Origin of the sequence: Paenibacillus sp. V4I9, from assembly GCF_030817295.1 — a bacterium.
GTDB lineage: Bacteria > Bacillota > Bacilli > Paenibacillales > NBRC-103111 > Paenibacillus_E.
In genome coordinates this window covers 4,661,912-4,687,687 of sequence record NZ_JAUSZE010000001.1, presented here as the reverse complement: position 1 = coordinate 4,687,687, position 25,776 = coordinate 4,661,912, and the positions used below count along the sequence as shown (strand labels likewise).

General features: G+C 45.5%; 19 protein-coding genes and 1 pseudogene. 16 read left to right on the top strand and 4 right to left on the bottom strand.

Annotation, left to right across the window (positions count from 1 at the left end; translation table 11 throughout):
• Nucleotides 1-248: 248 nt before the first annotated feature.
• Nucleotides 249-494 (bottom strand): annotated as a pseudogene (locus tag QFZ81_RS22085) (pyridoxal 5'-phosphate synthase lyase subunit PdxS); the annotation flags it as partial.
• Between the two features lie 142 nt (nt 495-636).
• Between QFZ81_RS22085 and gabT the strand changes: the two are divergent.
• From gabT to QFZ81_RS22045, 8 genes are all read left to right on the top strand, one after another.
• Entirely contained in the window at nt 637-2,004 is a 1,368-nt protein-coding gene (gene gabT, locus QFZ81_RS22080; protein WP_307441435.1) for a 4-aminobutyrate--2-oxoglutarate transaminase, read from the top strand.
• Nucleotides 2,005-2,011: 7 nt separating this feature from the next.
• Nucleotides 2,012-3,436, top strand: a complete 1,425-nt coding sequence (locus QFZ81_RS22075) for an aldehyde dehydrogenase family protein (RefSeq protein ID WP_307441437.1) — start codon at nt 2,012-2,014, stop codon at nt 3,434-3,436.
• 258 nt (nt 3,437-3,694) lie between these two features.
• On the top strand, nt 3,695-4,360 hold the full coding sequence (locus tag QFZ81_RS22070; RefSeq protein ID WP_307441439.1) for a hypothetical protein: 666 nt from the start codon (nt 3,695-3,697) through the stop codon (nt 4,358-4,360).
• 160 nt (nt 4,361-4,520) lie between these two features.
• A complete protein-coding gene (locus QFZ81_RS22065) occupies nt 4,521-5,603 on the top strand; it encodes a Gfo/Idh/MocA family protein (RefSeq protein ID WP_307441441.1) in 1,083 nt (360 codons plus the stop codon).
• 33 nt (nt 5,604-5,636) lie between these two features.
• The gene (locus tag QFZ81_RS22060) at nt 5,637-6,722 is read left to right on the top strand and encodes a Gfo/Idh/MocA family protein (RefSeq protein WP_307441444.1); all 1,086 of its coding nucleotides are present in this window, start codon (nt 5,637-5,639) and stop codon (nt 6,720-6,722) included.
• A 144-nt stretch (nt 6,723-6,866) separates the two neighbouring features.
• Entirely contained in the window at nt 6,867-7,649 is a 783-nt protein-coding gene (locus QFZ81_RS22055) for an SDR family NAD(P)-dependent oxidoreductase (RefSeq protein ID WP_307604715.1), read from the top strand.
• Nucleotides 7,650-8,000: 351 nt separating this feature from the next.
• Nucleotides 8,001-9,908, top strand: a complete 1,908-nt coding sequence (locus QFZ81_RS22050) for a right-handed parallel beta-helix repeat-containing protein (protein WP_307604713.1) — start codon at nt 8,001-8,003, stop codon at nt 9,906-9,908.
• Between the two features lie 28 nt (nt 9,909-9,936).
• Nucleotides 9,937-12,030, top strand: coding sequence for a pectate lyase family protein (locus QFZ81_RS22045; RefSeq protein ID WP_307604712.1), 2,094 nt, complete (start codon nt 9,937-9,939; stop codon nt 12,028-12,030).
• 401 nt (nt 12,031-12,431) lie between these two features.
• On the opposite strand, the gene QFZ81_RS22040 is transcribed toward QFZ81_RS22045, so the two are convergent.
• Nucleotides 12,432-12,542 (bottom strand): YjcZ family sporulation protein, encoded by a 111-nt coding sequence (locus QFZ81_RS22040; RefSeq protein ID WP_307441450.1) that lies wholly within the window; start codon nt 12,540-12,542, stop codon nt 12,432-12,434.
• 150 nt (nt 12,543-12,692) lie between these two features.
• On the bottom strand, nt 12,693-12,803 hold the full coding sequence (locus tag QFZ81_RS22035) for a YjcZ family sporulation protein (RefSeq protein WP_307441451.1): 111 nt from the start codon (nt 12,801-12,803) through the stop codon (nt 12,693-12,695).
• A 227-nt stretch (nt 12,804-13,030) separates the two neighbouring features.
• On the opposite strand from QFZ81_RS22035, the gene QFZ81_RS22030 reads away from it, so the two are divergent.
• From QFZ81_RS22030 to QFZ81_RS22000, 7 genes are all read left to right on the top strand, one after another.
• Nucleotides 13,031-14,377, top strand: coding sequence for an ABC transporter substrate-binding protein (locus tag QFZ81_RS22030; RefSeq protein WP_307441453.1), 1,347 nt, complete (start codon nt 13,031-13,033; stop codon nt 14,375-14,377).
• Between the two features lie 160 nt (nt 14,378-14,537).
• On the top strand, nt 14,538-15,569 hold the full coding sequence (locus tag QFZ81_RS22025) for a LacI family DNA-binding transcriptional regulator (RefSeq protein WP_307441455.1): 1,032 nt from the start codon (nt 14,538-14,540) through the stop codon (nt 15,567-15,569).
• A 7-nt stretch (nt 15,570-15,576) separates the two neighbouring features.
• Nucleotides 15,577-16,692 (top strand): glycoside hydrolase family 88 protein, encoded by a 1,116-nt coding sequence (locus QFZ81_RS22020; RefSeq protein WP_307604710.1) that lies wholly within the window; start codon nt 15,577-15,579, stop codon nt 16,690-16,692.
• On the top strand, nt 16,685-17,836 hold the full coding sequence (locus QFZ81_RS22015) for a DUF2264 domain-containing protein (RefSeq protein ID WP_307604709.1): 1,152 nt from the start codon (nt 16,685-16,687) through the stop codon (nt 17,834-17,836). Before QFZ81_RS22020 ends, QFZ81_RS22015 begins: the two co-directional genes overlap by 8 nt.
• Nucleotides 17,837-18,022: 186 nt before the next feature.
• On the top strand, nt 18,023-19,678 hold the full coding sequence (locus tag QFZ81_RS22010; RefSeq protein WP_307604707.1) for a PucR family transcriptional regulator: 1,656 nt from the start codon (nt 18,023-18,025) through the stop codon (nt 19,676-19,678).
• Nucleotides 19,679-19,800: 122 nt separating this feature from the next.
• Entirely contained in the window at nt 19,801-20,916 is a 1,116-nt protein-coding gene (gene ald, locus QFZ81_RS22005; protein WP_307604705.1) for an alanine dehydrogenase, read from the top strand.
• 224 nt (nt 20,917-21,140) lie between these two features.
• A complete protein-coding gene (locus QFZ81_RS22000) occupies nt 21,141-22,673 on the top strand; it encodes an FAD-dependent oxidoreductase (RefSeq protein ID WP_373463697.1) in 1,533 nt (510 codons plus the stop codon).
• A gap of 50 nt (nt 22,674-22,723) precedes the next feature.
• Here QFZ81_RS22000 and QFZ81_RS21995 read toward each other — a convergent pair whose 3' ends face one another.
• Nucleotides 22,724-23,617, bottom strand: a complete 894-nt coding sequence (locus QFZ81_RS21995) for an AraC family transcriptional regulator (protein ID WP_307441465.1) — start codon at nt 23,615-23,617, stop codon at nt 22,724-22,726.
• 142 nt (nt 23,618-23,759) lie between these two features.
• Between QFZ81_RS21995 and QFZ81_RS21990 the strand changes: the two genes are divergently transcribed.
• A complete protein-coding gene (locus QFZ81_RS21990) occupies nt 23,760-25,730 on the top strand; it encodes a glycoside hydrolase family 127 protein (protein WP_307604703.1) in 1,971 nt (656 codons plus the stop codon).
• The last annotated feature ends 46 nt before the right edge of the window (nt 25,731-25,776 follow it).

The window sequence follows — 25,776 nt, the reverse complement described above, 5'->3', positions numbered from 1 at the left end:
GGTGCCGATGATGCTAAGTATTGACGTAAAAAGAGAAGCTGCTCACACATGCGCGGCCGTTCTTTACGTTATATGCGATATCAAAACCCAATCGTGGCACCCCCCATACAAAAAATAAAACCGCTCCCCAAGCAGCAAATGCTGAAAAGGAAAGCGGCGTGTTCTTCACGGACCGTCATAACTATGAATTTATACAGTTACTGTAGCGTAGAAATATGAAAGGAGTCATCCAATTACCAACAACACTATTACCAACCGCGCTGAGTCATAAGTTCACTTTGTTGTAAGGTAGAAAGCTCAATTCCTTTCATGGCGGTGCCTAAATTTTTGGATACGGAGGCTATCAATGCATAGTCTGTGTAATGGGTAGTCGCTGTGACAATGGCGCGAGCAAATTTCTCTGGACTTTCGGATTTAAAAATGCCGAAACCGACGAAGACGCCTTCCGATCCCAGATGCATCATTAATGCAGCATCCGCAGGTGTTGCTACACCGCACATCTTCGACTCGTTACTAGTATCTTATCGGATTGGCTGTTATAACGTGAGCTTAGATTTACTACTCAGTGGCATCAATATTGCTAGGTAGTATATATATATGCTAATTTCAGCGTTGTTAATAAGGAGGATGCTTAACATGAGCACTAATAATCGACAATTTGTATCTATCGCAAGTTCAGTACCAGGAGTTAAATCACTGGAACTGCTTGAGCAAAGAAAAAGATATGTACCTAAAGGGGTTAGCAATAATACGCCTATTTTTGTTGAAAAGGCAGAAGGGGCTTTATTGCACGACGTAGACGGCAATGTGTTTTTGGATTTTGTTGGTGCAATCGGTTCATTAAATGCAGGGCATTGCCCGCCGGAAGTTGTAGAGGCAATTCAAAAACAAGCAGAATTATATCTGCATACTTGCATCCATATTGCGATGTATGAACCTTACGTGCAGCTTGCCAAGAAATTAGATGAAATCACGCCAGGTAACTTCGAGAAAAAGACGATTTTTCTTAACAGTGGCGCGGAAGCCGTAGAAAATGCGGTGAAGATCGCTCGAAAATATACGGGGAAAACAGGTATTGTTTCGTTTACTCGCGGGTTTCATGGACGCACATTACTTGGAATGTCACTGACTAGTAAAGTAAAGCCATATAAATTTAACATGGGACCCTTTGCCCCGGCGACCTATAAAGCTCCGTTCCCGTATCCTTTCAACCGTCCTACATCGATGACGGAAGAAGAATACGCCGATTTTTGCCTGAAACAGTTTGAAGATTTCCTATATACGGAAGTGGCCCCAGAAGAGATTGCCGCAGTTATTATGGAGCCTGTACAAGGGGAAGGCGGTTTTATAGTGCCTCCCATTTCTTTTGTGCAAGGTGTATACAACATCTGTAAGCAGAATGATATTCTTTTTATCGCGGATGAGATTCAGACAGGTTTTGGTCGGACAGGTACGATGTTTGCATCTAGTCAATTCGGTATTGAGCCAGATTTAATGACGTTATCTAAATCGATTGCGGCGGGACTTCCCATTAGCGCAGTGGTCGGCAGAGCAGGAATTATGGATGCACCTGGGCCCGGTGAAATCGGGGGCACCTACGGAGGGAGCCCGTTAGGATGCGTGGCTGCTTTGGCTGTTATTGAAATGATGGAGCGAGACGACCTCCCAGGGAAATCCAAAATCATTGGTGATAAAATCCGCAGTTTCTTTCTAGCATTGCAAGAAGATGTTCTGCACATTGCTGATGTGAGAGGACTTGGAGCGATGTGCGGTATAGAGTTTGTCGACCCGGTGACAGGTAAACCCTCGAAAGAGCTGGTGGCTAGCTGTGTAAAAGCTTGCTATGAAGCGGGCGTCATCGTTCTGAGTGCAGGAATTCACGGGAACGTTCTGCGTTTCCTCACGCCGCTGGTCATTACAGATGAGCAACTTCAAGAGGGATTGGACATTATCGGCGAGGTTCTGAGGAAGTTAGTTCCGGCCAAATTAACGATGGAGGTATGAGGTTCGTATGAAAAAACATTTATTTATCGATGGAAAATGGAAAGAAGCAGCCATCTATACCGATTTATTCTCGCCCTATTCCGGTGAACTTATTGCTCAGGTAGCCCAAGCAGATGAAGAGGATGCAGAAGATGCAATCCAAGCAGCCGAGGCTGCGAGTAGGATAATGAAGAAAATGCCTGCACACGAACGCGCAGCAATTCTGGAGAAAACAGCGCTTCTGATGGAAGAGCGCAAAGAAGAATTAGCCCGTCTGTTGGCGATGGAAGCGGCCAAACCGATTAGAACAGGCAGAACGGAAATTTCTCGAACGATTCATACTTACAAATTTGCAGCAGAAGAAGCTAAACGTATTCACGGTGAGACTGTACCCCTAGATGCAGCACCGGGTGGCGAGGGACGTCTAGCGTTCACCGTGCGTAAACCGCTTGGCGTTGTAGGAGCCATAACCCCATTTAATTTCCCATTCAACCTTGTTGCCCATAAAGTGGGGCCTGCTATAGCAGCCGGCAATACGGTTGTATTGAAACCAGCAGGTCAAACACCGTTAAGCTCGCTTGCATTAGCGGAGATTATGCTAGAAGCCGGCTTACCTGCGGGGGCCCTTAACGTCATCCCAGGTAAAGGATCTGTGATTGGCGAGAAACTGGTACGTGATCGGAGAATTGCGGCTATCACGTTTACAGGCAGTCCTGAAGTGGGCATTGCGATGAGGAATAAAGCAGGGCTTAAACGAGTCACCCTTGAGTTAGGATCTAATTCGGCCGTAATCATCGATAGCAATGTGGATATAACGCAACAGCTAGTGGATCGTTGTGTGCTGGGAGCTTTCTCCTTCAGCGGTCAAGTGTGCATCTCCATTCAACGTATTTATGTTCATGAAAGCAAATACGGAACGTTCGCAGCTAAGTTCCAGACCGCGGTAGAGAAATTGGTCATTGGTGATCCGCTTGAGGAATCTACAGACATGTCTGCATTAATCTCCTGTAAAGAGGTTGACCGCATCGCGAGCTGGGTATCCGATGCAATAACAGGTGGAGCGATTGCTCTGTCCGGAGGCAAAGCATTGTCACCGTGCCTTTTTCCGCCAACGATCTTGACGAATGTGGCTGAAACGGCCTCGGTCTCGTGCCAAGAGGTCTTCGGACCCGTTGTGACACTGACTCCCTTTACCACGTTGGATGAAGCTGTCTCGGCTGTAAATAATTCGCGCTTTGGCCTGCAGGCTGGAATTTATACGAATGATATTGGCGCAGCGCTAAGAGCTGCAGAGGATTTAGAGGTAGGCGGAGTGATGATTAACGATATTCCTACCTTCCGCGTCGACAATATGCCTTATGGAGGGCTCAAAGATAGTGGTGTCGGCCGTGAAGGTGTGAAATATGCGGTGGAAGAAATGACTGAGCTGAAGCTAATCAGTCTGAAGTTGTAATCATATTGAAACTGACGCGAGTTCCGACGGCGTCAGTTTATTTGCGAGCCCGCCCGCTAAGCGCCGAAAAGGCGCTTACAGTTCGTCGCGCCGCGCCAGCCCATCCAAGTGATTAGCCCTATCGTGGGATGGTTGAGAGTATGGGGAGTGATTAGATAGGAATGAGCACCTACTCGATATGTTGTTGACTGCTACTCATGGGCCAAGTTCTCTGCCGCATATACTTTAGTTGACAATAATGCGAAAAGAGGGATAACGATGAGTTTGACCCCAATTGATTTCCATTCCGTCGTCCGAAGCTGTATACCTCAGGAAGCCGAGGTTGTCGTATTGCAGAAGGAGGGGAGCCCAGCGGCTATTATTTATGCGGATGTGGACGGCGATGGTCAGCCTGAAATTACAGCTTTGTATAGATATTTGGACAATCAGTATCTGTTTTCGTTGAAAAACTATTCCGGTAACTGGTTTCCAATCGCTTCTGCTGCAACAGGTAGAATCCAAGCAGTTACGGATTTCGCAGCAGCCCCTGTGTCACGAAGAGAAGGTTGGGACTTGGTTATTGGCTGGAAAAATGAGCGTGAATCCTCCTCCGAGCTCGATATCGTTCAGTGGACACCAACCGGTTTCCAGCGTCTGATTCCTCCGGGAACTTTCTATAACCATCTTGAAATTGAAGATATGCCTGGCCGAGACGGAAGAGATGGACTTTGCGAAATAGCGCTGTGGGTGCATGAACAGGATCAGGCCTACAACGTGGAAACTTATCGATGGGATCCTTACAGACTTGTCCCCATACAAGATGTGTATTCGTATTATTTTCAGAAGGTCACTCGCTACTATGATGATTTAACCCGTGATCATCCGGATGAGCAAGTCTACAGAAGTTATCTGGAGGATGCGCAAAGGAAAGCAGGAGAAAGCTAGTCATTGTAGTAACTTTATAAACCAGGTGGTTAAAACCGTCTGGTTTTTCTTGTCGTAATTTCTTAACCTGATTGTCCTAAAGTTAGACTAAAAATATCGTTATTCCTATGCTACATTTATGACAGATGTCTTAATATCATATAGCGATGAGGTAATCTCGATGAACAAAACATTGAAGATCGGCATTATTGGAGGCGGCGGTATTGCTGGCGCTCATGTAAGAGCTTATCGTGAACTAGCTGACGTAGAGATTGTAGCGGTAGCGGATGCGGTACCAGGCAAAGCGGCACAATTCATTGATTTTTGGCAAATTCCTTCGGCACAAGCCTTTGATGATTATCGGCAGCTGTTGGAATTAGACCTTGATGGGGTAAGCATTTGCACACCTAATGTGGCTCACCATCGGACGACAGTAGATGCTTTACTGGCGGGGAAAAACGTTATGCTGGAAAAGCCGATGTCCGTCACGCTGGAAGAAGCAGTCGAGATGGCGCAAACGGCGAAGAAAACGGGTTTCATGCTCAATGTTGGATTCCAGCCGAGATATGATCCTAATATGAAGATTATTCAGGACGTGGTTCAGTCCGGTCAACTGGGTAAGGTCTATTATGTAGAAACAGGCGGAGGACGCCGCAGAGGCATGCCTGGCGGTACATTTATTAGCAAGGAAATCGCCGGAGCAGGAGCAATGGCTGATATTGGTTGTTACTCACTCGATATGGCTTTGAATGCGATTGGTTATCCGAAACCGCTTACCGTATCCGCTTACAGCAGTAACTATTTTGGAACGAATCCGTTATATCATAAGGAAGCTAGTCGATTCGATGTGGAAGATTTCGGTGTTGCGATGATCCGTTTTGAAGACGATCTCGTGCTGAATTTCAAAATTTCATGGGCGATGCATATGGATACACTAGGACCAACCTTATTCCTTGGTACCGATGGTGGACTCAAAGTAACACCAGCAGGTAAAGGGCCATGGAGCGGAGTGTTCGACGGAAGTGTGGGTTCCATTGCCTATTTCCACGATGTTCGTGGACATCACACGGAAAGCCAAATTCCGCTGATTGATCATAAGCTAAATTTGTTTAACGAGAAAGTCCGCGATTTCGTAGAGGCTGTCCGGGATGGCAAACCAGCCCCGATTCCTGGTGAACAGATCGTTCGCAATCAAGCCATCATTGATGGCATCATTCGGTCATCGCTTATTAAACGCGAAGTCGCTATCGAACTTCCTAATTAACTCAAAACTAATCACTACTCTGGAGGTATTCACATGTCACGTATTTTTCGTATTGGTATTATTGGTTGTGGAGGCATTGCAAACGGCAAGCATTTGCCAAGTTTGAAAAAGCTTTCGAATGTTGAACTGGTCGCTTTCTGTGACATCGTGCAAGAGCGGGCTGAAACTGCCGCTGAGAAATACGGCTCCAAAGCCGCTAAAGTATATGAGGATTACAAAGAGCTTTTGCTGGATGCTGCTATTGATATCGTTCATGTGTTAACACCGAATGATTCACACGCCGAAATTGCCATTGCTGCGCTTGAAGCTGGCAAGCATGTGATGTGTGAGAAGCCAATGGCTAAGACAGCAGCGGATGCTAAGCGCATGGCTGAAACAGCGAAGCGTACAGGCAAGAAGCTAACTATCGGATACAACAACCGTTTCCGGGCTGATAGTCAGCATTTGAAGCGCGTATGTGAGGAAGGGGAGCTTGGCGAGATTTATTTCGCGAAAGCGCATGCCATTCGTCGTCGCGCAGTTCCAACTTGGGGCGTATTCCTGGATGAAGAGAAGCAAGGCGGAGGACCGCTTATTGATATCGGTACACATGCTTTGGATCTAACACTTTGGATGATGAATAACTACAAGCCGAAAGTGGTGCTGGGAACGTCTTACCACGAATTGTCCCAAAAAGAAAATGCCGCCAATGCTTGGGGGCCTTGGGATCCGAGTAAATTCACCGTGGAGGATTCTGCTTTTGGTATGATCGTCATGGAAAACGGGGCTACAATTATGCTGGAATCCAGCTGGGCACTGAATACGCTTGAAGTCGACGAAGCCAAATGCTCATTAAGCGGTACCGAAGGCGGAGCCGATATGAAAGGCGGGCTTCGCATCAATGGTGAGAAACATAGCCGCTTATTTACAACTGAAGTGGATCTGAAAGCAGGCGGTGTTGCTTTCTATGACGGCGCTAAGGAAAGCGATGCGGATCTGGAAATGCGCACATGGATTAAAGCCATTGAAAATGATATAGATCCTGTAGTGACGCCTGAGCAAGCTTATGTCGTTTCACAAATTCTTGAGGCGATTTATGAGTCTGCACGGACAGGGAAAGCCGTTTATTTGAACGAATAGTGCGTCAAATCTATTGGTTTTAACCGGAGGAGCCTAGGCTCCTCTTTTTTAATCCATTGAAATTTGAAAAAATAAGTGGAATAGGAGTATGCTAGAACTATTGAAATATTTAACTTAGGATTGAAGGAAAGGAAGCGTGAAGCGATGCATTTGGGATTGCAGGGTAAGGTAGCCTTGATTACTGGGGGAAGTAAAGGAATTGGATTGGCAACAGCGATTTCCTTATCGAGAGAAGGAGCCAAAGTCGCGATACTCGCACGGAATGAGGAGCAGCTTCAAGAAGCCGCTGTCCATATTGCCAATTTGACAGAGGGTGAGGTGCTAACGATTCAAGCGGATGTGACCTCGGAGGCCGACTGTCAACGCGCTGTGGAACAAACCGTTCAGCGATTTGGAAGTTTACATATTCTAGTGAACAATGCAGGTACGTCTGCTGCTGAGCCATTTGAACAGGTTGGCACGGAGTTATGGCGGCAAGATCTGGAGTTGAAATTATTTGGAGCCATTCATTGCTCCCGTTATGCAATCCCTTACATGCGTCAAGCAGGAGGCGGTTCTATCGTGAATATAACGACTTCCGCAGCCAAAACACCACCCGCGTCTTCACTGCCGACTTCGGTCAGCCGTGCCGCAGGTCTTGCATTAACGAATGCGATGAGCAAAGACCTGGCATCTGCCCAGATTCGTGTGAACACAGTCTGCATTGGGAAAATTCGCAGCAGCCAGATTGAGAGAGGTTGGAAGCGTGAGGCGCCAGAAAAGACTTGGGAGGAGTATGCATCGGATCCAAAGCATGACATTCCGCTCGGCCGGATTGGGAATGTGGAGGAAGCGGCTAATGTGATCACCTTCTTATCCTCGGATGCAGCTTCCTATGTTACAGGCACTTCCGTCAATATTGATGGCGGAAAAGGTGCAGCACTGTAAGAGATCTTGACGGTTAAGCCCTTTATTTCATGATGAAACTCATGGATAGAGGGCTTTTATATATATTAATCCAAAAACAGATATAGTGATTATCATCTGAGTTAAGGATTATTGACTGCTGAGAAACCCTTATTCTACTGCAAACAGCAAATAAATGTAAAAATGATTATTGCTGAACGTTGGAAACTGAAGATATATTTTGTTTGTTAGACAGACAGATGATGGTTCCTTGGCAATGCCGAGAGAAATCCAATTGAGGGAGTTGGTCGTATTATTCGTTGGGAATATGTTCATCTCGTTATCAGATAGGAAATGGATAAGGTTATGACAATTAAAGGAGGAATGTAATTAATGAAAAAACTAAAACCTGGAAATACCCTTGCTGCGATTGTTACTTCATCTCTAATTGCTGGTATGATGCTCATGCCATCCGTTCTCGCAGCCAATTTATTCAGTGACAATTTCGATGACGGGAACGCGAGTGGCTGGACAACGCAAAATGGGACATGGTCCGTCGTACAGGACGGCGGCTCTTATGTGTATAAGCAAACCGGTTCAAGTGAAGGACGCGCATCAGCCGGTAATACGTCTTGGACGGATTATGCGGTAGAGGCAAACGTGAAAGTAGATAATTGGAACGGCACAAATCGTGTCTATGTAGCGGGCCGTTATCAAGACGGCAATAATTTCTATGCGGCTTCTTTGTACAACAGCAATGGAGGTAAGCTTGAGATTCGTAAAAAAGTAAGCGGTTCCACAACAACATTGGCGACATTGGATTATCCTCTCACGACCGGAACGTGGTACACGGTTAAGCTTGAGTTAGTCGGTTCAACAATTCGTATGTACGTGAATGGTGTTTTGCAGCTCACGAAAGATGATTCAGATCCAGCTTCGGGACCTGTTATAACTTCGGGAGCTGTTGGCTTGGTAGCCTATAAAAGTTCGGCTAGCTTCGATCAAGTCGTCGTTACCGATGGTGCTGGTTCAACGGCCACTCCATTACCGACAACGTCGCCTAGTCCGTCCCCATCGGCTTCACCATCGCCGTCACCGTCACCTAGTCCGTCTCCAACTGCTAGTGAAGTCTATGTAGCTCCGAATGGGACGGATAGCAATGCAGGTACGCTGGCTAGTCCAACAACGCTGACATCTGCTTTATCAAAAGTTGCTCCTGGGGGAGTTATTTATTTGCGCGGTGGAACGTACAGCTTCGGTAGTCAAATTACGATAGATCGTACAAATAACGGTACAGCAAGTGCTGTTAAACAAATCGTCCCTTATGCTGCAGAGAAGCCTATTCTTGATTTCAGTTCACAGAGCTACAATACAGCAGATGTATCACTCAATGCTAGAGGGCTCCAAATAAACGGCAGCTTTTGGACAGTCAAAGGGCTGGAAATCAAAGGGGCAGCGGATAATGGCGTTTATGTATCAGGGAATAATAATCGTTTGGAAAACCTGGATGTACACCATAACAGGGATACAGGAGTACAGCTTGGCAGGTACGCATCCACAGCTGCTGATAACGAGTGGCCTGTTAACAACTTAGTATTAAATACATACTCCCATGACAACTTTGATCCGGATAACGGTGAAGACGCTGACGGTTTCGCAGCCAAGCTGACGGTTGGTCCTGGAAATGTCTTTGATGGTTGTATAGCGGCCTACAATACAGACGATGGATGGGATTTGTACACAAAAACAGAGACGGGTCCGATCGGAGCCGTTACGATTAAGAACAGTGTAGCGCATCATAACGGCCAGACTTCTTCGGGAAGCACAACGAGTAACAGTGATGGAAATGGCTATAAATTAGGCGGGGAAAAAATCGCCGTAAACCATATCGTTTCGAACTCCGTTGCTTACTTGAACAAAAAACACGGCTTTACGTATAACAGCAATCCAGGCTCCATTACAATGACAAACAACACATCCTACAGCAACGGGGCAGGCAATTTCACTTTTGATCTCGGAACTCACATGTTCAGTAATAACTTGTCTTACAAAGGAGCATCGAGCGATAAATCAAGCGGTACTGATGTACAAAGTTCGAATGTATGGTGGAAAAATAATCAAAGCACCAACGCCAAAGGTCTACTGGCCAGCGATGCTGATTTTGTTAGCTTAACACCTACATTAACGCGTAGTGCGGATGGTTCTCCGAACTTGGGCAGCTTTTTGAAGCTTGCTTCTGGCAGTGATTTGATTGGAGCAGGAACGCCAACAGGAACGAATATAGGCCGGAACGAACCTTAAGACAGAAAAAGGGAGTTGAATTTTGAGAATGAATGCCAATTTAAAAATGAAAAAGTTCGATAAATCGATTGTAGGGGTCCTCTGCGCAACGATTCTTTTATCCTTGGTCATTGCATTTCCAGCCAATGCGGCAAACCTATTAAGCAGTAATTTTGACGATGGTACTGCTTCTGGATGGACACCAACAAGCGGAACGTGGTCTGTCGTTCAAGACGCGGGTAACAACGTATACAGCCAATCGAGTACAAGTGAGGGAAGGACCTCCGCGGGTAGTCAATCGTGGACGGACTATAGCGTTGAAGCCAAGGTAAAGGTTGAAAATTTCAATGGCTCTAACAGAGCTTATGTAGCCGGCCGATATCAAGACGGAAATAATTTCTATGCAGCATCTTTGTACAATAGCAATGGGGGCAAGCTTGAGATTCGTAAAAAAGTAGGCGGTTCTACAACGACGTTGACGACCATGGATTATCCACTTGCGACTGGGACATGGTACACCGTCAAGCTGGACTTATCCGGTAAAATGATTCGTATGTATGTGAATGGCACCCTGCAGCTATCTTTTGAGGATACTAGTGATACCAGTTTAACTTCCGGAGCAGTAGGACTTGTTGCTTTCAAAACCGTAACGAAGTTCGATCAAGTCCTTGTGACAGACAGTGCTGGTGGAGCAACGCCAAGTTCAACTCCGATTCCGACTCCACCATCTCCAACGCCAACAACTACACCAAGCCCAACGCCAACAGCAACACCGAGCCCAACACCGGCTCCAACCCCAGTGCCAAGTACCTTAAGCACGTATAATTTGGCCGGGTTTGCTGAGGGCAATACGGGTGGCGGTAACATACCGGAAACAGATCCTCGTTACAAAAAGGTTTTCAATGCCACAGATCTTGCTGTTGCTTTGAAAAAAGGATCCGGTTTCAAAGTCATAGAAATTATGAATGATCTGAATTTGGGCTGGAATGAAATTCCGATAGCTGCACAAGTCATGCCTTTCGTCGCTAACAACCCTGCATTGACTCATCCTGTGCTGCTGACGACAGGGATAAGTAAAATTTACATCGATGGCTTTAATGGGTTGACCATCTTCTCAGCTAATGGAGCAAAAATCAAACACGCTGCACTAGACGTGAAGTTCAGTTCCAATCTGATCATTCGCAACCTGGAATTTGATGAATTATGGGAATGGGATGAATCAACGAAAGGGAATTATGACAAAAATGATTGGGATTATCTAACGATCGAAGGAGCTAGCACCAAGGTTTGGGTAGATCACTGTACGTTCCATAAAGCCTATGACGGCGTACTTGATGTGAAAAAGGGAAGTAACGGCGTAACGGTCTCTTGGTCATCATTCTTACCAGACGACCAGAGCTCTACTAGCTGGGTAACCCAACAAATAAACGCGATGGAAGCCAATTTGTCAGCCTATCCGATGTACGCTTATCTGAGGAGCAGCAGCATTGGTTTAAGTAAGGCTGATGTCATCGCTATAGCTGCCGGCCAAAAGAAAGGACATTTGGTTGGATCAACAGAATTTGCTACCGACAATGCCGATCTAGAGGTAACTCTGCACCATAATTACTACAAAGATATGCAAGACCGCATGCCTCGTTTACGTGGAGGAAATGCGCATGTGTATAACGTTGTGATGGATAATGCGTCAGCATGGGCCGCGAAGGATAAAATAACTTCGGCGATGGAAACCGCATTAGCAGGGAAAGGATACCATTTCGGTGTGACGAGCAATGGTGCGATTTCAACTGAGAACGGTGCTGTACTGGTTGAAAATTCGCAAATTATTGATGTCGCTTACCCTTTACGCAACAATCAAACAGATCCTGCGAACGCAACCTACACGGGCAAAATTCGCGCGGTAAATACGCAATATACACTTGAAGGTTCTTCGTATACAGGTGACAGTGAAACGGCTGGCAGTCCGCTGGCGCCGGTACCGGCACCAGTCAAAGCGTTCTCATGGAACGGTTTCAGTACGCTGCCCTACAACTATACACCAGATCCTGTATCTACCTTAAAGACAAGGCTTACCGCTGCAGATGGTGCGGGAGCCGCGAAGCTGAACTGGTCCAAAGTAAATTGGTTGTCTACGAGCTACTAATTCCTTACTAACAGTAAAAAGGCTGCATCTCTAGAAGGAATTCTTCAGAGGAGCAGCCTTTTTCCAATCAACCTCGATAAACGCTGGCGTCCTGCTGGACGTCATAGGCGTTTATTCGGATGTATTTTTTTCCGTAGGGATACGAGTCATGTTACGCTCTTCGCTTTTTTCGTAGATACCAGACCAACATGGAGATAGCGTCTCGGATCGAAGCGGTTTGGTGAAAATTGAGTGTCGTTGTCATAAGCAAGAAACCTCCCTAACCCTGAAAGAATGTCATGCATAAACAGTATTACGTAAGAAAAGTGGAAAAGGTTTTATTTTTTTTTATGTAAATGATCACAGCAAGAGATCCACAGCGTGTGCTGTGGATCTGAATTTATTTTACAGAATACGTCGTATTACAATGCAAAAGTCATTGTAATAATAACCAATAAAATAAAGAGAACCAATACTGCTGCTGAACTAGACCCGCCGTAGCCTGCTGTTGCTGCTCCTGCTGCATATCCCATATTCAGTCACTCCTTTCATCGTAATTTGTGGGCTCCTCAATAGCCAAGAAATCAATAAGGACAAGTGGAGAGATTGGGGGGGAGAATGGGTTGAATGGTATCCAAATTACTTCCTACGAATGTTGCATTCTTTTAAAGGCTTGTTACGAATTACAATACAAATGCGCTAGTAATAATAACCAAAAGAATGAAGAGAACCAAGACTACACCTGTACTTGTACCCAGACCACCGCCATAACAACCTCCTGCAGCATAACCCATTCCAATTCGCTCCCTTCTGCATTAAGATAGACTATTGTATTTCAATGGCATTTGAAATGCATGGACGAATGTCAGTTAAAGAAGCCTGTTTTGAGATTGGAGCCAATGATCACTGTTTTTTGAACAAACACCACTATTTTCTGCATTAATCTTTCCTTCCGAAAGTTAGATAATAAACATGTAAGCGTTACCCAAATTCGATCGACTCATTTAGGGGAGGAATAGAGATGAAAAAAGTTTTCACCTTAGCTCTGTCGCTATCTATGATGTTCACGGCAGTAGCTTGTTCCACAGGCACTAAAACGTCAACAACAGCAGCTAGCAGCGAACCGTCCAAAACGGCGACGACAGCACCGAGCACCGCACCAAGTAAAGATCCTGTTAAGCTTCGTGTTGCTTGGTGGGGAGGGCAAGCGCGTCACGATTACACGTTGAAAGTTATCGAGCTTTATGAGAAACAGCACCCGAATGTAAAAATTGAAGCGGAATACGCACCATTTGACGACTATTGGAAAAAGCTTGCGCCTCAGGCTTCTGCAAACCAATTACCAGATGTTATCCAGATGGATATCTCTTATCTTTCGCAGTATGGGGGGAAAAATCAGTTAGCTGATCTCACGCCATATACGAAAAATGGCCTTCTCGATGTCTCTTCGATCAGCCCTAATGCTATATCCGGCGGTGAAGTCGGAGGTAAACTTGTGGCTATGAACTTAGGGGTTAATGCGCTAAATACGACATTAGATGTGAATACGTTCAAAAGCCTAGGAATCACAGTACCAGGAAAAGATTGGACTTGGGAAGATTATGATGCGATAGCAGCCAAAGCCAAAGCAGCCGGCAAACAAATAGGCGGTTTCGGTGTCCGCCATGAAGTATTTTTCCCGTATTATCTCAGAACGATCGATCAAAAGATGTACAACGCAGATGGAACGGCTCTTGGTTTCTCAGATGATAAGCCACTTGTAGACTACTTCAAGCGTTATCAAAAATGGTACGATGCCGGCTATATCCTTTCACTCGACAAAGAGTCACAGAAGAAAGGCGTAGCAGAAGAAGATGAAATTTTACTAGGCAATGCAGTTTCAGGTAATGGTTGGTCTAACCAATTTTTGGCAGTAGCCAATTTGATTAAAGATCGTCAGCTTGAATTATTTCCGCTCCCTGGTCGTAACGGTAATAAAGGTCTATTCTTGAAGCCTAGTATGTATTTCTCAGTAACGAATAACTCTAAGCAAAAAGAAGAAGCAGCGAAATTCATCAGCTTTTTCGTGAATGATATTGAAGCGAACAAATTGATTAAAGGTGACCGCGGTGTCCCTGTTTCCTCCAAAGTGAAGGAAGCGCTGAAGCCACTCTTATCACCGAATGAAGTCAAAATCTTTGATTATGTGGCGTGGGCTGAACAAAACAGCAGTCAAATGGATCCTCCTAATCCAGTAGGTTCCATCGAAATTGAGAAACTGTTAAAAGCGACGAGCGAGCAGATCTTGTATAAGAAAACAACGATTGAAGAAGCGGCAGCCAAATTCCGCAAGGATGCGAATGCCATTTTGGAGAAAAACAAAAAGTAAGGCGTTAATAGAAGATCGAACTACCTTCGGAGAGAGGGTGTTCGGTCTTTTTTTATTGAGAAAGTGTTAAATTATTTATTTTATCTCTTGACAGGTTAAACGTTTCAATTTAAGCTAATAGAGGATGTTAAACGTTTAACAAAACGGAGTTGAAACAAGGATGAGCAAGCCCAAACAAGTCACAATTGTAGAAGTGGCAGCAGCAGCAGGAGTATCCATTGCCACAGTCTCCAATGTGCTGAATCGAGGTGGTATTCGTTCGTCGAAAGAGACGATACACAAGGTCGAATTGGCTGCTGAGCAATTAGGTTATCGACGGAATACGATGGCAGCGGGGTTAAGCCGCAGCAAAACGTATGAGATCGGTCTCATCTTACCGGGGGTAACGAATTATTATGGACAGCTTGCTGAACATTTGCAGATTGAAGCACATAATGCGGGGTATCACTTATCTGTATTTTCCTCAGGGGGGTTCGATCCGGATATTGAGCGGAGAAATCTCGAAGTTTTGCTGCAGCGTAGAGTAGACGGTTTGATATGTCATGGTTTAGCAATGGGCTTCGAATCTACAAGATCGATCGTAAACAGCGGTACGCCATTAGTTCTTATCAATGGTTGGAACTGGCCGGAGGATATTGCATTAGGTGCAGTGAATCTAGGCTTTGCCGAGGCTTGCAAACAATCCACTAAATTGTTGGTGGAACGTGACTGTAAAGCACTTTGCTACGTAGGCAGTAAAGGTTCGAAGGTTATCGACGAACAGCGCCGCATGGGGTTCAATGCCGGGACGGAGCAATATGCAAGCGATGTCAATCATGAGATCGTGGATACTTCTAAGGATTTGGATATAGAAGCTTTTCTCAAAAGCTTACTGCAGCGCCATGTGGCACCCGTAGGCATCATTGCTTTTGATGACCATGTAGCCTTACGAATCTTATCGGCAGCCAATAAGCTGCGGATTGAGATTCCAAACCAGCTTCAGATTATTGGAATTAACAACGATTATATAGCTAAACACAGTTATCCGGGTATATCAAGCTGGGACATTCCTTATAACTATCAAGCCCAAACGGCCATTAACAAGCTGCTACATAAATTTGGCAATAAGGCTGAGACTGGTGAGAAACGAGAGATCGAGGTCCCGCTTACTTTCATAGAACGAGAATCGACCAAATCATTTAAAACGGAGTGAATCAATCATGTGGAAACAAGCCATTGAAGATGCTTTGCAAAAAACGAAAGTGAATATCGAACGTTTTGGGGATTTGTTTCCTCACGTAAGCGAGAATGATGTGTATCATTTGAATCCGAATACGGATTGGACGGACGGCTTTTGGTCAGGTATTTTGTGGTTAGGCTACGAATATAGCGGTGACAAAGCGTTCCAGCAAGCCGCTCAGAAGACGGTTGCAAACTTTAAGCAAAGACTGGAAAACAATGTAGCACTAGACCACCACGATATTGGGTTCTTATATTCTTTATCTTCCAAAGCGCAATGGATTATTGAGAAAGATGAAGCTGCGAAACAACTTACGCTGCAAGCAGCCGATGTGCTGATGAAGCGCTGGAGACCGAAGGGTCAATATATTCAAGCTTGGGGTCCTGAAGGGGATAAAGAAAATGGGGGCCGCATCATCATTGATTGTTTGATGAATTTGCCCTTGCTGTACTGGGCTTACGAGCAAACTGGCGATGCTAAATACAAGGATGTTGCCGTAATTCATGCGGATTTGAGCCGCCGCTATTTGGTTCGTGGCGATGATTCTTCTTTTCATACGTTCTACTTTGATCAAGAGAATGGTGAACCTCTTCATGGCGGGACTGCGCAGGGTTATAGCGATGGTTCAACGTGGACTCGTGGCCAAGCTTGGGGAATTTATGGGTTCGCGCTTTCTTACCACTACACCAAGAACCCGCTTTACCTAGAAACAGCTAAACGTTTGGCACGTTATTTCTTTGACCGCTTGCCTCAGGATGATGTTGTTTACTGGGATTTCAATGCGCCTGTGAACGCAGAAACGAAGCGGGACAGCTCAGCTTCAGCCATTGCTTCAGCGGGGGCTTTGGAACTATTGGAGCATTTATCGGCTAATGATGCAGATCGTGGTTATTTGGAAAATGCGATACAGCGCTCCATGGTTGGCTTAGTGAAATCTTACGCAAGCAAGCCGGATGCACAAGGCTTCATCGAGCGCGGTTCTTATAGCGTTCGCGGCGGAGCGGCACCTGATGATTTCGTGATTTGGGGCGATTACTACTATTTAGAGGCCTTGGTTAGATTGGAAAAAGGAATCAAAGGCTACTGGTATGAATAATCGCGCTGCAGCCGGCAATGACCGAGCATATTGGTTGGCTACGATGCTTCGTATCGCTGATCCTGTGATAAAGGCATTGGCATCCAGAAAGCTGCGCGCAACAATGCCAGTAGAGAATAAAAAAGAAGCGCAGCTCCAGTTCTCGCATCTTGAAGCATTCGCGCGGACACTGGTAGGCATGGCACCGTGGCTAGAAAGACCAGCTCAGGATGCAGAGGAAGAGAAGCTTCGCGTTCACTACGGCGAGCTGGTCCGGGCTGGTCTGGATGCGGCGACAGATCCGGAGTCGCCTGATTTTTTGAACTTTTCCCATGGCATGCAGCCGATTGTTGATACGGCATTTCTGGCTAATGCGATCCTAAGAGCCCCTAACACACTTTGGGATCGTTTGGACAGCCGTATTCAGGGCAATCTGGTGAAAGCCCTGAAGGCAACAAGAACACGCAAACCGGGTTTCAACAACTGGCTCTTATTTGCAGCTATGACCGAAACGGCTTTAGGTGTAATGGGCGAGGATTGGGATACCATGCGCGTGGACTTTGCCCTTAAGCAGCATGAGCAGTGGTACCTTGGGGATGGGATGTACGGCGATGGTCCTCACTATCATGCTGATTATTACAACAGCTTCGTGATTCAACCCATGTTGGTTGATATCATTGAGCATGCTCATGGGCATTATGAAGATTGGGCGGGAATGCGCGAGAATATTTTGATTAGAGCACAGCGTTACGCGGCCCTTCAGGAGCGATCAATTTCACCTGAGGGAACGTTTCCTGTAACGGGTCGGTCACTTGCCTATCGCTTTGGCGCCTTTCAATCACTAGCGCATATTACACTGAGACGTGAATTACCGGATGGTGTTGCGCCAGCACAAGTAAGGTGCGCACTAAGTGCGGTAATACGCAGGCTGATTGAAGTCCCAGGCACTTTCGACGAGGCCGGCTGGCTGAAGATTGGACTATGCGGACATCAGCCCGAGCTTGGCGAAACATATATCTCCACAGGCAGCCTGTACTTATGTTCAGCTGTTTTCCTTCCATTAGGATTACCAGCTGATGATCCATTTTGGCAGGGGGCAGATACCCCTTGGACGTCTCAGAAGGTATGGTCAGGGCAAACCGTTGCCATTGATAAAGCGTTATAATAGATTGTTGAATAAAAAGCGTTCTGTTTCCTAATGAAACAGGCGCTTTTTTCGTGTAAACTTAGAGGGTAAGCTAGATTGAACATAAGACAATTAGCTGTAAATTATTCTTTATCCACAAGCAGCCTAATAGGACGGTTGTGGATAACTTTTAGATATGAGTGGAAAGAAAGTGGAGTGACTCTTTTGAATCAAGATTATCAATTAACGCTGCAGGAAGTGCTGGGACGACCCACTTTTGAGCAAGCCTATATTGCGGCAGGTAGACAGGGATTACAGCGTTTAGTCCGCTGGGTGCATATCATTGAAGTGATACAGTTTGAACAACTGCTGCAGGGCGGAGAAATGATCCTTACGACAGGGGCTGCCTTCAAGAGCGATACGGAATTATTCATGACATATCTGGAGCAGTTGATCAATAAAAACGTGTCATGCCTCTGCATCGAAATGGGACATTACTTGAGTTCAGTTCCACAAGAATGGATACATGCGGCGGAATCTTATCATTTCCCGCTCATAATTTTTCCGCAAGCTGTGCGGTTCATTGACATTACGCAGGATATTCATGCGCATATTATCAATCAACACCATAAAGCACTTCAGGATTTGGAGAAAATATCGCGTGAATTCCATCGTATGACGCTATCTTCACAAGGTGTTACTCATGTACTGGGGCTGCTGCAAAGCAGTACCAAAGCCCAAGTTATTTATGTGCCTGTGAATGCACAACCGAAGTTTATCCCGCATTTAGGGAGCCGTGAGTCTGGACAGTGGCTGGATTTTCTAGAAAGTCGACTGGTCGAAAGCCCGAACAATGGAAATACAGCGGCTCCTTCGGTGATGGAAGTTGAGGGGCAAACCGTTATCGTACAACCTGTTGGGGCTATGGGTAAAACATGGGCGCATATCATCCTCGTGTTCAGCCGAAAGCCGCAGGAATATGAGTACTTAATTCTGGACTCAGCCTCATTGTCTATCGCACAGGATTTGCTGCGCAAACGCTATATCGAGGAGCGTAAATTGTATTCACAGACGCTTTGGGTAGATGATCTACTGCATCTGCGGATTCGTGACGAAGAACAAATAAAAGTATTGATTGGGACTGAATTTAAGCGGCTTAACGAGCTTCCCTATCACGTCATCTTGATCGAATTTGAGTATGAACAAGCGGAGGGGGATAACACGGAGGAGGAGGGGGTGGAGTCTTCGGGTATTCATCTTTCACTTGCCGTAAGATCTGTTTTTGAGCAGCATTCCTTTCATCCATTGATTACGTTGAAAAATAATAGACTCGTAGTCGTAGCCTTTGATAAATCAACGAAAAAACGATCGTCAAAAGAACGTCTGCAGCAGGTTTTCCAATCCATTCAATATCTGAAGGCCGAGGATGCGATCAAGTTAACTATCGGTGTTGGACAAAGCAGTCGAAGCTTTATGCAAGCTCACCAAAGCTACCAGGAGGCGCTTCAAGCGATTTCGCTCTCTCCAACACTGCATGGGAAGGTGCTGTTTTTTGATGAGCTTGGCGTGTTCCAATTGTTATTTCACATGCCAGATAAACAGATTTTACAATCCTTCGTACGCACATATTTGGGACCGATCATCGATCATGATCAGATGAAAGGCAGTGAGCTTCTGCGAACACTTAAGGTGTATCTCGACACGGATGGCTCCAAGCAAATCGCTGCCCAGCAGCTTTTTATCGTCAGACAATCACTTTATTACCGCTTGGAAAAAATAGAAGAGCTGCTTGGAGCCGACTACATGCTGCCGGAAAAGCGCTTGGCGCTGCAGGTGGGGATAAGGGCTTACCAGCTTTTGAATCCGGATATGAAAATGTGAAAAGAATTTGTAAACATTTTTTACAATTTGTCTAATGGAACGTCCATGGATCGGTCTTATACTTGGAGACAAGATGAGATTGATCCATTTTTTATGGGATCGACAAGAGAGGCTGATGCAGAATGATTATTGGGGTTCCTAAGGAAATAAAAAATAATGAATTTCGCGTTGGTATGACGCCTAGTTCCGTCCTTTCTTACAAAAAAGCAGGGCATGACATTATCGTCGAAACCTTAGCAGGTCAAAGCATTGGATTCACGGATGATGATTATACAGGGGCAGGTGCGACTATTGTTACCTCAGCAGCTGAAGTATGGTTGGCAGATATGGTCGTTAAAGTGAAAGAACCGCTTCCTGAAGAGTATAGCTATTTTCACGAGGGTTTGATTTTATACACGTATTTACACCTTGCACCTGAGGCCGAATTGACGCATGCCTTAGCTCACAATAAAGTGACAGCAATCGCGTATGAGACCATACAATTGGACAATGGCAGCCTTCCGCTGCTGACGCCAATGAGTGAAGTGGCTGGTCGCATGTCCGTTCAAATCGGTGCTCACTTTCTGGAGAAAGCGCATGGCGGCAAAGGCATTCTGTTAGGCGGTGTACCAGGAGTTGAGCCGGGCAAGGTGGCTGTCATCGGTGGGGGAATAGTGGGTGCGAATGCGGCGAAAATGGCCATCGGGCTTGGTGCCGATGTCAGCATCGTAGATTTGAATCCGGATCGCCTGCGTCAATTGGACGATCAGTTCCAAGGACGCGTGAAGACAATTATGTCCAATCCTTACAACATCGCCGAAGTCGTTCTTCGGGCTGATTTGGTCATTGGGGCTGTCCTTATTCCAGGAGCTCGAGCACCGCGTCTCGTGACGGAAGATATGGTCAAAATGATGAGCGCGGGCAGCGTTATCGTTGACGTAGCAATTGACCAAGGCGGGTCCATCGAGACGATCGACCGCATTACCACGCATGATCAACCGACTTATGTGAAGCATGGGGTCATTCATTACGCGGTGGCAAACATGCCAGGAGCTGTTGCACGTACGTCTACGCTGGCTCTGACGAATGTGACGACACCTTACGGCTTGCAAATTGCAAGCAAAGGCTATGCGCGTGCAGCTTTGGACAACAAAGCCATTGCAAAGGGCATCAACGTGGCCGCAGGTCATGTTACTTACCAAGCCGTTGCTGACGCACATGGCTACACGTATACCGATATTTACTCGCTTTTGCAATAAACGATATTTAGGGATGGGGCTTCCGCAACTTTGGCGGAAGTCTTTTTTTGACATAAGAATTTGTAGGGTTTGGGGTAAGCAAGCTTATCCCTTATTTAATTTGTGCGTGGACGCGCAGGATGGTTTGCTGAGAAGATAATTTTCGGCTTGTCTGCGAAAAGTAGGTGTAATTTTGGATGAAGTTGGATAATTTATCTTAAAAAGGTACAAATAGGAGGACATAAATGATGACAGAATCATCTTTTGAAACATTTCCACAATTTCCGGAATCGTATTGGTTAGCCTCGACCGAACTTCCTTCATTTTCTAAGCTTCATTCAGATTTAAAGGTCGATGCGACCATAGTAGGAGCAGGTATTACAGGCATTACAACGGCCTATCTGCTTGCCAATCAAGGGTTTAAAGTGGTTATCGTAGATGCAGGACAAATCATGAACGGAACGACAGGGCATACAACAGCGAAAATAACCGCGCAGCATGATCTCATTTATCAAGAATATCTCGCGCATTTTGGTCGAGAGAAGACGAAGCTTTACTATGATGCTAACCTTGAGGCTCTGCAATTTATTAAACAAACGGTTAAGACCAATCACATTCAATGCCAATTATCAGACGAAGATGCCTATATCTATACTACTTCAGACGAGTATGTAGAGAAAATAGCCTCCGAATATAGGGTCTACCAGGAATTGGGGATTACTAGCAGATATGTGGATCAAGCACCGCTTCCGTTTTCGACCAAGGCGGCTATTGTGATGGAGAATCAAGCGCAGTTTAATCCTGTCCCGTTTTTAACCTTTTTAGTGGAGCAATTCATTCGTAAGGGTGGTCAAATTTATGAGCAAACTACGGTTAGTGGGGTTGAAAAGGGAAAGCCTGCGGTTGTAAAAACGAAGGATGGTCATCGAATTACGACAGATTACGTCGTATCCGCCTCCCATTTTCCGTTTAATGATCGAAATGGTTTCTATTTTACCAAGCTGCATGCAGAACGTTCCTATGCTGTAGTAGGAAAAATAAGCAAAGACATCCCCAATGGGATGTTTTTAAGTGCTGAAAGCCCAAAACGTTCTCTTAGGTCTGTGCAAATAAACGGAGAGTCGATGCTTCTGATCGGCGGAGAAGGTCATAAAACGGGGCAGGCCCTTTGTACATTCCAATATTATGATGCGTTGAAATCGTTTGGCGAAGGAACTTTCGGATTGAAGGATATTGCCTATCGATGGTCTGCACAGGATTTGTATACGCTCGATAATATGCCCTACATTGGTCAGGAGCTTAAGGATGAACCTAATATTTTCGTTGCAACCGGTTTTCGTAAATGGGGAATGACTTCGAGTGTTGTGGCAGCCTTGTTAAACTCGAAACTGATTTTGGGAGAACCAAGTCCCTATCAGGAGCTTTTCTCCCCGTCAAGATTCAAAGCTGATCCAAGTGTAAAGACATTTATTATGCAAAATGCCAATGTGGCTAAGCATCTAATCGCCGGCAAATTGGAAATGGTTCATAAAGATGTGGATGATTTACAAAAAGATGAAGGGGCTGTTGTCAAGGTTAACGGAAAAAGAGCAGGCGCCTACCGGGATCATGAGGGGGCCCTGCACTTGGTGGATACAACCTGCACCCATATGGGCTGTGAGGTGGACTGGAACGAAGCCGAAAGAACGTGGGACTGCCCCTGCCACGGGTCCCGCTATTCCTACGAGGGTGAAGTGATAGAAGGACCAGCCAAAAAGTCGCTTGGGAAGGTTCACTAATATAAAGTAGAATGGCTGTCCCAGCCGGTCTGAGAGGACCGAGGGTTTCGCTATACATGATTAATAAACTTCCGACGGAAGTTCAAGGGAGAAATACCTTCCTTGTTGGAGAAACAGAACGAGAAGTACGAGCCATGCTGAAAGCCAACCTCTTCAGCGATTCGAGTCATCGACCATCTGGTTTGGATGAGAAGCTTTTTTGCTTGCTCAATTCGGTATTGAAACAAGTAATCCATCGGCGTAACCCCATACACTTTAAGCATACATTTGGCCAAGTAGTTAGGGTGGTAATTCAATGCCTGTTGTAAAAGCGAATTTGTCACTTTTTGCGTATAGTTTTGGCGGATGAACAGCTCCACTTTTTCGGCGAGATGGAACGCCGTTACATCGGAGGACGCCGCGAGGTCGCGATCGACTAATTGCATGAATTGTTGGAATACACTTTGCCGTTTCCAATTACGCAGCGACCTCGGCTCCTCATCCAATTGGAAAAATTGCTCCAAAATATCCAGTGCCTTTTGGGACAACTTCATATACTTCGGGATAAACACGGAGCACACCTCACTGTGATTCAAATAAGCCATTTGCTTATGATTAGCAATTAACGTGGCTTGGTTATCCAAGCAATCGCTCATACTGCTGCACTCATCCCACGCGCCAAATGTTTGAAAATGAATCCAAATAATCTCCGTCTCACTCGCACATGGAATGGTCCCATAATGACTCGCATCCGGTCTTAATATGAGGGCTTCGCCTTTCTGAATCGCCCACTCCGATGTTCCTTCACCTACGTGCAAGGTTCCTTTTGTCACGACCATCAGGTCAAAAGCACCGATCTGACTTCTGCTAACATGCTGTTCTCCTTCCCGATATTGAAAACGCCCACAATCAATAAAATAAGGGATGGGAGGGGAGATAAAGTGTAAAATTGGTGAGTTCATCATCGTTTTTTACTCCAATCAAAAGGTTGATATTTTTAAAAATGTGGTTGGAAAATGCTATATAAATACCATGGTACACCATGTAGTATATTAATTAAAGCGCTTACGAAAAAGATCATATTTATAAAATAAAGGGGACCCCTACATGGCGAATTTATCAATCTCCAGACCATTCCCATTGAAGAATGTACGCATCACAGATAACTTTTGGTCTGCTTATATTCGATTGGTTCGGAATGTTGTCGTTCCTTATCAGTGGGAAGCGTTAAACGATCGAATTGAAGGAGCAGAACCTAGCCATGCGATGAAAAATTTTAAAATTTCCGCTAGTTTGGAGCAAGGTGAGTTTTACGGAATGGTATTTCAAGACAGTGATGTAGCGAAGTGGTTGGAAGCAGTAAGCTATTTGCTGGAAACTGGTCACGATCCGGAATTGGAGAAATTGGCTGACGAGGTTATCACGATTATAGCTAAAGCTCAGCATAAGGATGGGTATCTGAATACTTATTTTACACTGAAGGAACCAAATGGCAGATGGACGAATTTGGCCGAATGTCATGAGTTATATTGTGCAGGTCATTTGATCGAAGCGGCAGTTGCTTATTATAATGCGACAGGAAAGCGAATGATTTTAGATGTGGCTTGTCGATTAGCCGATTGTATTGATGAAGTATTCGGACCCGGTGAAGATCAAATTCATGGTTATGATGGTCATCAAGAAATCGAGCTAGCGCTTGTAAAACTGTATCAAACGACGAACAATGACAGCTACCTTCGATTAAGTCTGTATTTTCTGGATGAGCGGGGGAAGGAACCCAGCTTCTTTGAACAGGAGCTTCATCGTCGGAATGGTCAGGTTCATTTTCCTGATTTGGATATGGTAAATGACCGTACCTATAATCAAGCCCATTTGCCAGTAAGGCTGCAGCAAACAGCTGAAGGGCACGCCGTTCGCGTTGTGTACATGTGTTCAGGAATGGCCGACGTCGCAGCCGAGACAGGAGATCAGGAACTGCTTGAAGCCTGTCGAAGGCTGTGGACGAATATTGTAAGCAAAAGGATGTATATTACAGGAGCCATCGGTTCCATGGCACATGGGGAATCCTTCACGCTGGACTATGATTTGCCAAATGACACAGCCTATGCCGAAACCTGTGCGTCCATTGGATTAATCTTTTTCGCACAGCGAATGCTGCAAATGGAAGCCAAAAGTGATTACGGAGATATCATGGAGCAGGCGCTATATAATACCGTCATCAGTGGAATGTCTCAGGATGGTAGACGATTCTTTTATGTGAATCCACTTGAAGTCTGGCCGGATGCGATACTCAAAAACCATCATTTGAGCCACGTGAAGCCTCTTAGACAAGGGTGGTTCGGGTGTGCTTGTTGTCCGCCTAACATCGCTCGGCTGCTTGCTTCTTTAGGACAATATATTTATACATCGCAAGGGAACACCATTTACACCAACTTATATATAGGCAGCCAGGTTACGCTGGATATCGAGGGACAACAAGTAAGCATTGATCAGCATTCCGAGTTTCCATGGAACGGGAATGTGCGATTCATCATCCATGTAGCTGAAAAAACAACGTTTACGTTAGCACTGCGAATTCCAAAATGGTGCACAGAGCCTAAGCTGACCGTACAAGGAATCCCTGTCCAACTGGATGAACAGGTCCGAGACGGATATGTCTATATCACCAGAGAATGGCAATCCAATGATAGCGTGGAGTTGATCTTACCCATGCAGGTTAGCCGAATGAAAGGCCATCCACATGTTCGTGAAACGATAGGTAAGGTCGCCATACAATGTGGTCCGCTGGTTTATTGTTTAGAGGAAACCGATAATGGAGCAGGCTTGCACCAGATTGTATTGGAACCCCAGGATGAGCATCGGAAGCATTTCGACCATGAGCTATTGGGCGGTATACAAACGATCTCCGTCCCGGCTAAACGAATCCGTTCTGACGATTGGGAACAAAAGTGGGGCGAACATTTGTATATCGCGAACGCTTCTCATGAATGGGAGACGATAAACGCAACCTTCATTCCATATTATGCATGGGCGAATCGCGGACAGGGTGAAATGTCGGTTTGGGTCAAAGAAAAGTAAAAATGGCTTTAACCTGCAAAGTTTATGGTATATATAGGTAAAAGCG

Coding starts and splice junctions, on each gene's coding strand:
- gabT (WP_307441435.1), top strand. CDS start 637: ATGAGCACTAATAATCGACAATTTGTATCTATCGCAAGTTCAGTACCA.
- QFZ81_RS22075 (WP_307441437.1), top strand. CDS start 2,012: ATGAAAAAACATTTATTTATCGATGGAAAATGGAAAGAAGCAGCCATC.
- QFZ81_RS22070 (WP_307441439.1), top strand. CDS start 3,695: ATGAGTTTGACCCCAATTGATTTCCATTCCGTCGTCCGAAGCTGTATA.
- QFZ81_RS22065 (WP_307441441.1), top strand. CDS start 4,521: ATGAACAAAACATTGAAGATCGGCATTATTGGAGGCGGCGGTATTGCT.
- QFZ81_RS22060 (WP_307441444.1), top strand. CDS start 5,637: ATGTCACGTATTTTTCGTATTGGTATTATTGGTTGTGGAGGCATTGCA.
- QFZ81_RS22055 (WP_307604715.1), top strand. CDS start 6,867: ATGCATTTGGGATTGCAGGGTAAGGTAGCCTTGATTACTGGGGGAAGT.
- QFZ81_RS22050 (WP_307604713.1), top strand. CDS start 8,001: ATGAAAAAACTAAAACCTGGAAATACCCTTGCTGCGATTGTTACTTCA.
- QFZ81_RS22045 (WP_307604712.1), top strand. CDS start 9,937: ATGAATGCCAATTTAAAAATGAAAAAGTTCGATAAATCGATTGTAGGG.
- QFZ81_RS22040 (WP_307441450.1), bottom strand. CDS start 12,542: ATGGGATATGCAGCAGGAGCAGCAACAGCAGGCTACGGCGGGTCTAGT.
- QFZ81_RS22035 (WP_307441451.1), bottom strand. CDS start 12,803: ATGGGTTATGCTGCAGGAGGTTGTTATGGCGGTGGTCTGGGTACAAGT.
- QFZ81_RS22030 (WP_307441453.1), top strand. CDS start 13,031: ATGAAAAAAGTTTTCACCTTAGCTCTGTCGCTATCTATGATGTTCACG.
- QFZ81_RS22025 (WP_307441455.1), top strand. CDS start 14,538: ATGAGCAAGCCCAAACAAGTCACAATTGTAGAAGTGGCAGCAGCAGCA.
- QFZ81_RS22020 (WP_307604710.1), top strand. CDS start 15,577: ATGTGGAAACAAGCCATTGAAGATGCTTTGCAAAAAACGAAAGTGAAT.
- QFZ81_RS22015 (WP_307604709.1), top strand. CDS start 16,685: ATGAATAATCGCGCTGCAGCCGGCAATGACCGAGCATATTGGTTGGCT.
- ald (WP_307604705.1), top strand. CDS start 19,801: ATGATTATTGGGGTTCCTAAGGAAATAAAAAATAATGAATTTCGCGTT.
- QFZ81_RS22000 (WP_373463697.1), top strand. CDS start 21,141: ATGATGACAGAATCATCTTTTGAAACATTTCCACAATTTCCGGAATCG.
- QFZ81_RS21995 (WP_307441465.1), bottom strand. CDS start 23,617: ATGATGAACTCACCAATTTTACACTTTATCTCCCCTCCCATCCCTTAT.
- QFZ81_RS21990 (WP_307604703.1), top strand. CDS start 23,760: ATGGCGAATTTATCAATCTCCAGACCATTCCCATTGAAGAATGTACGC.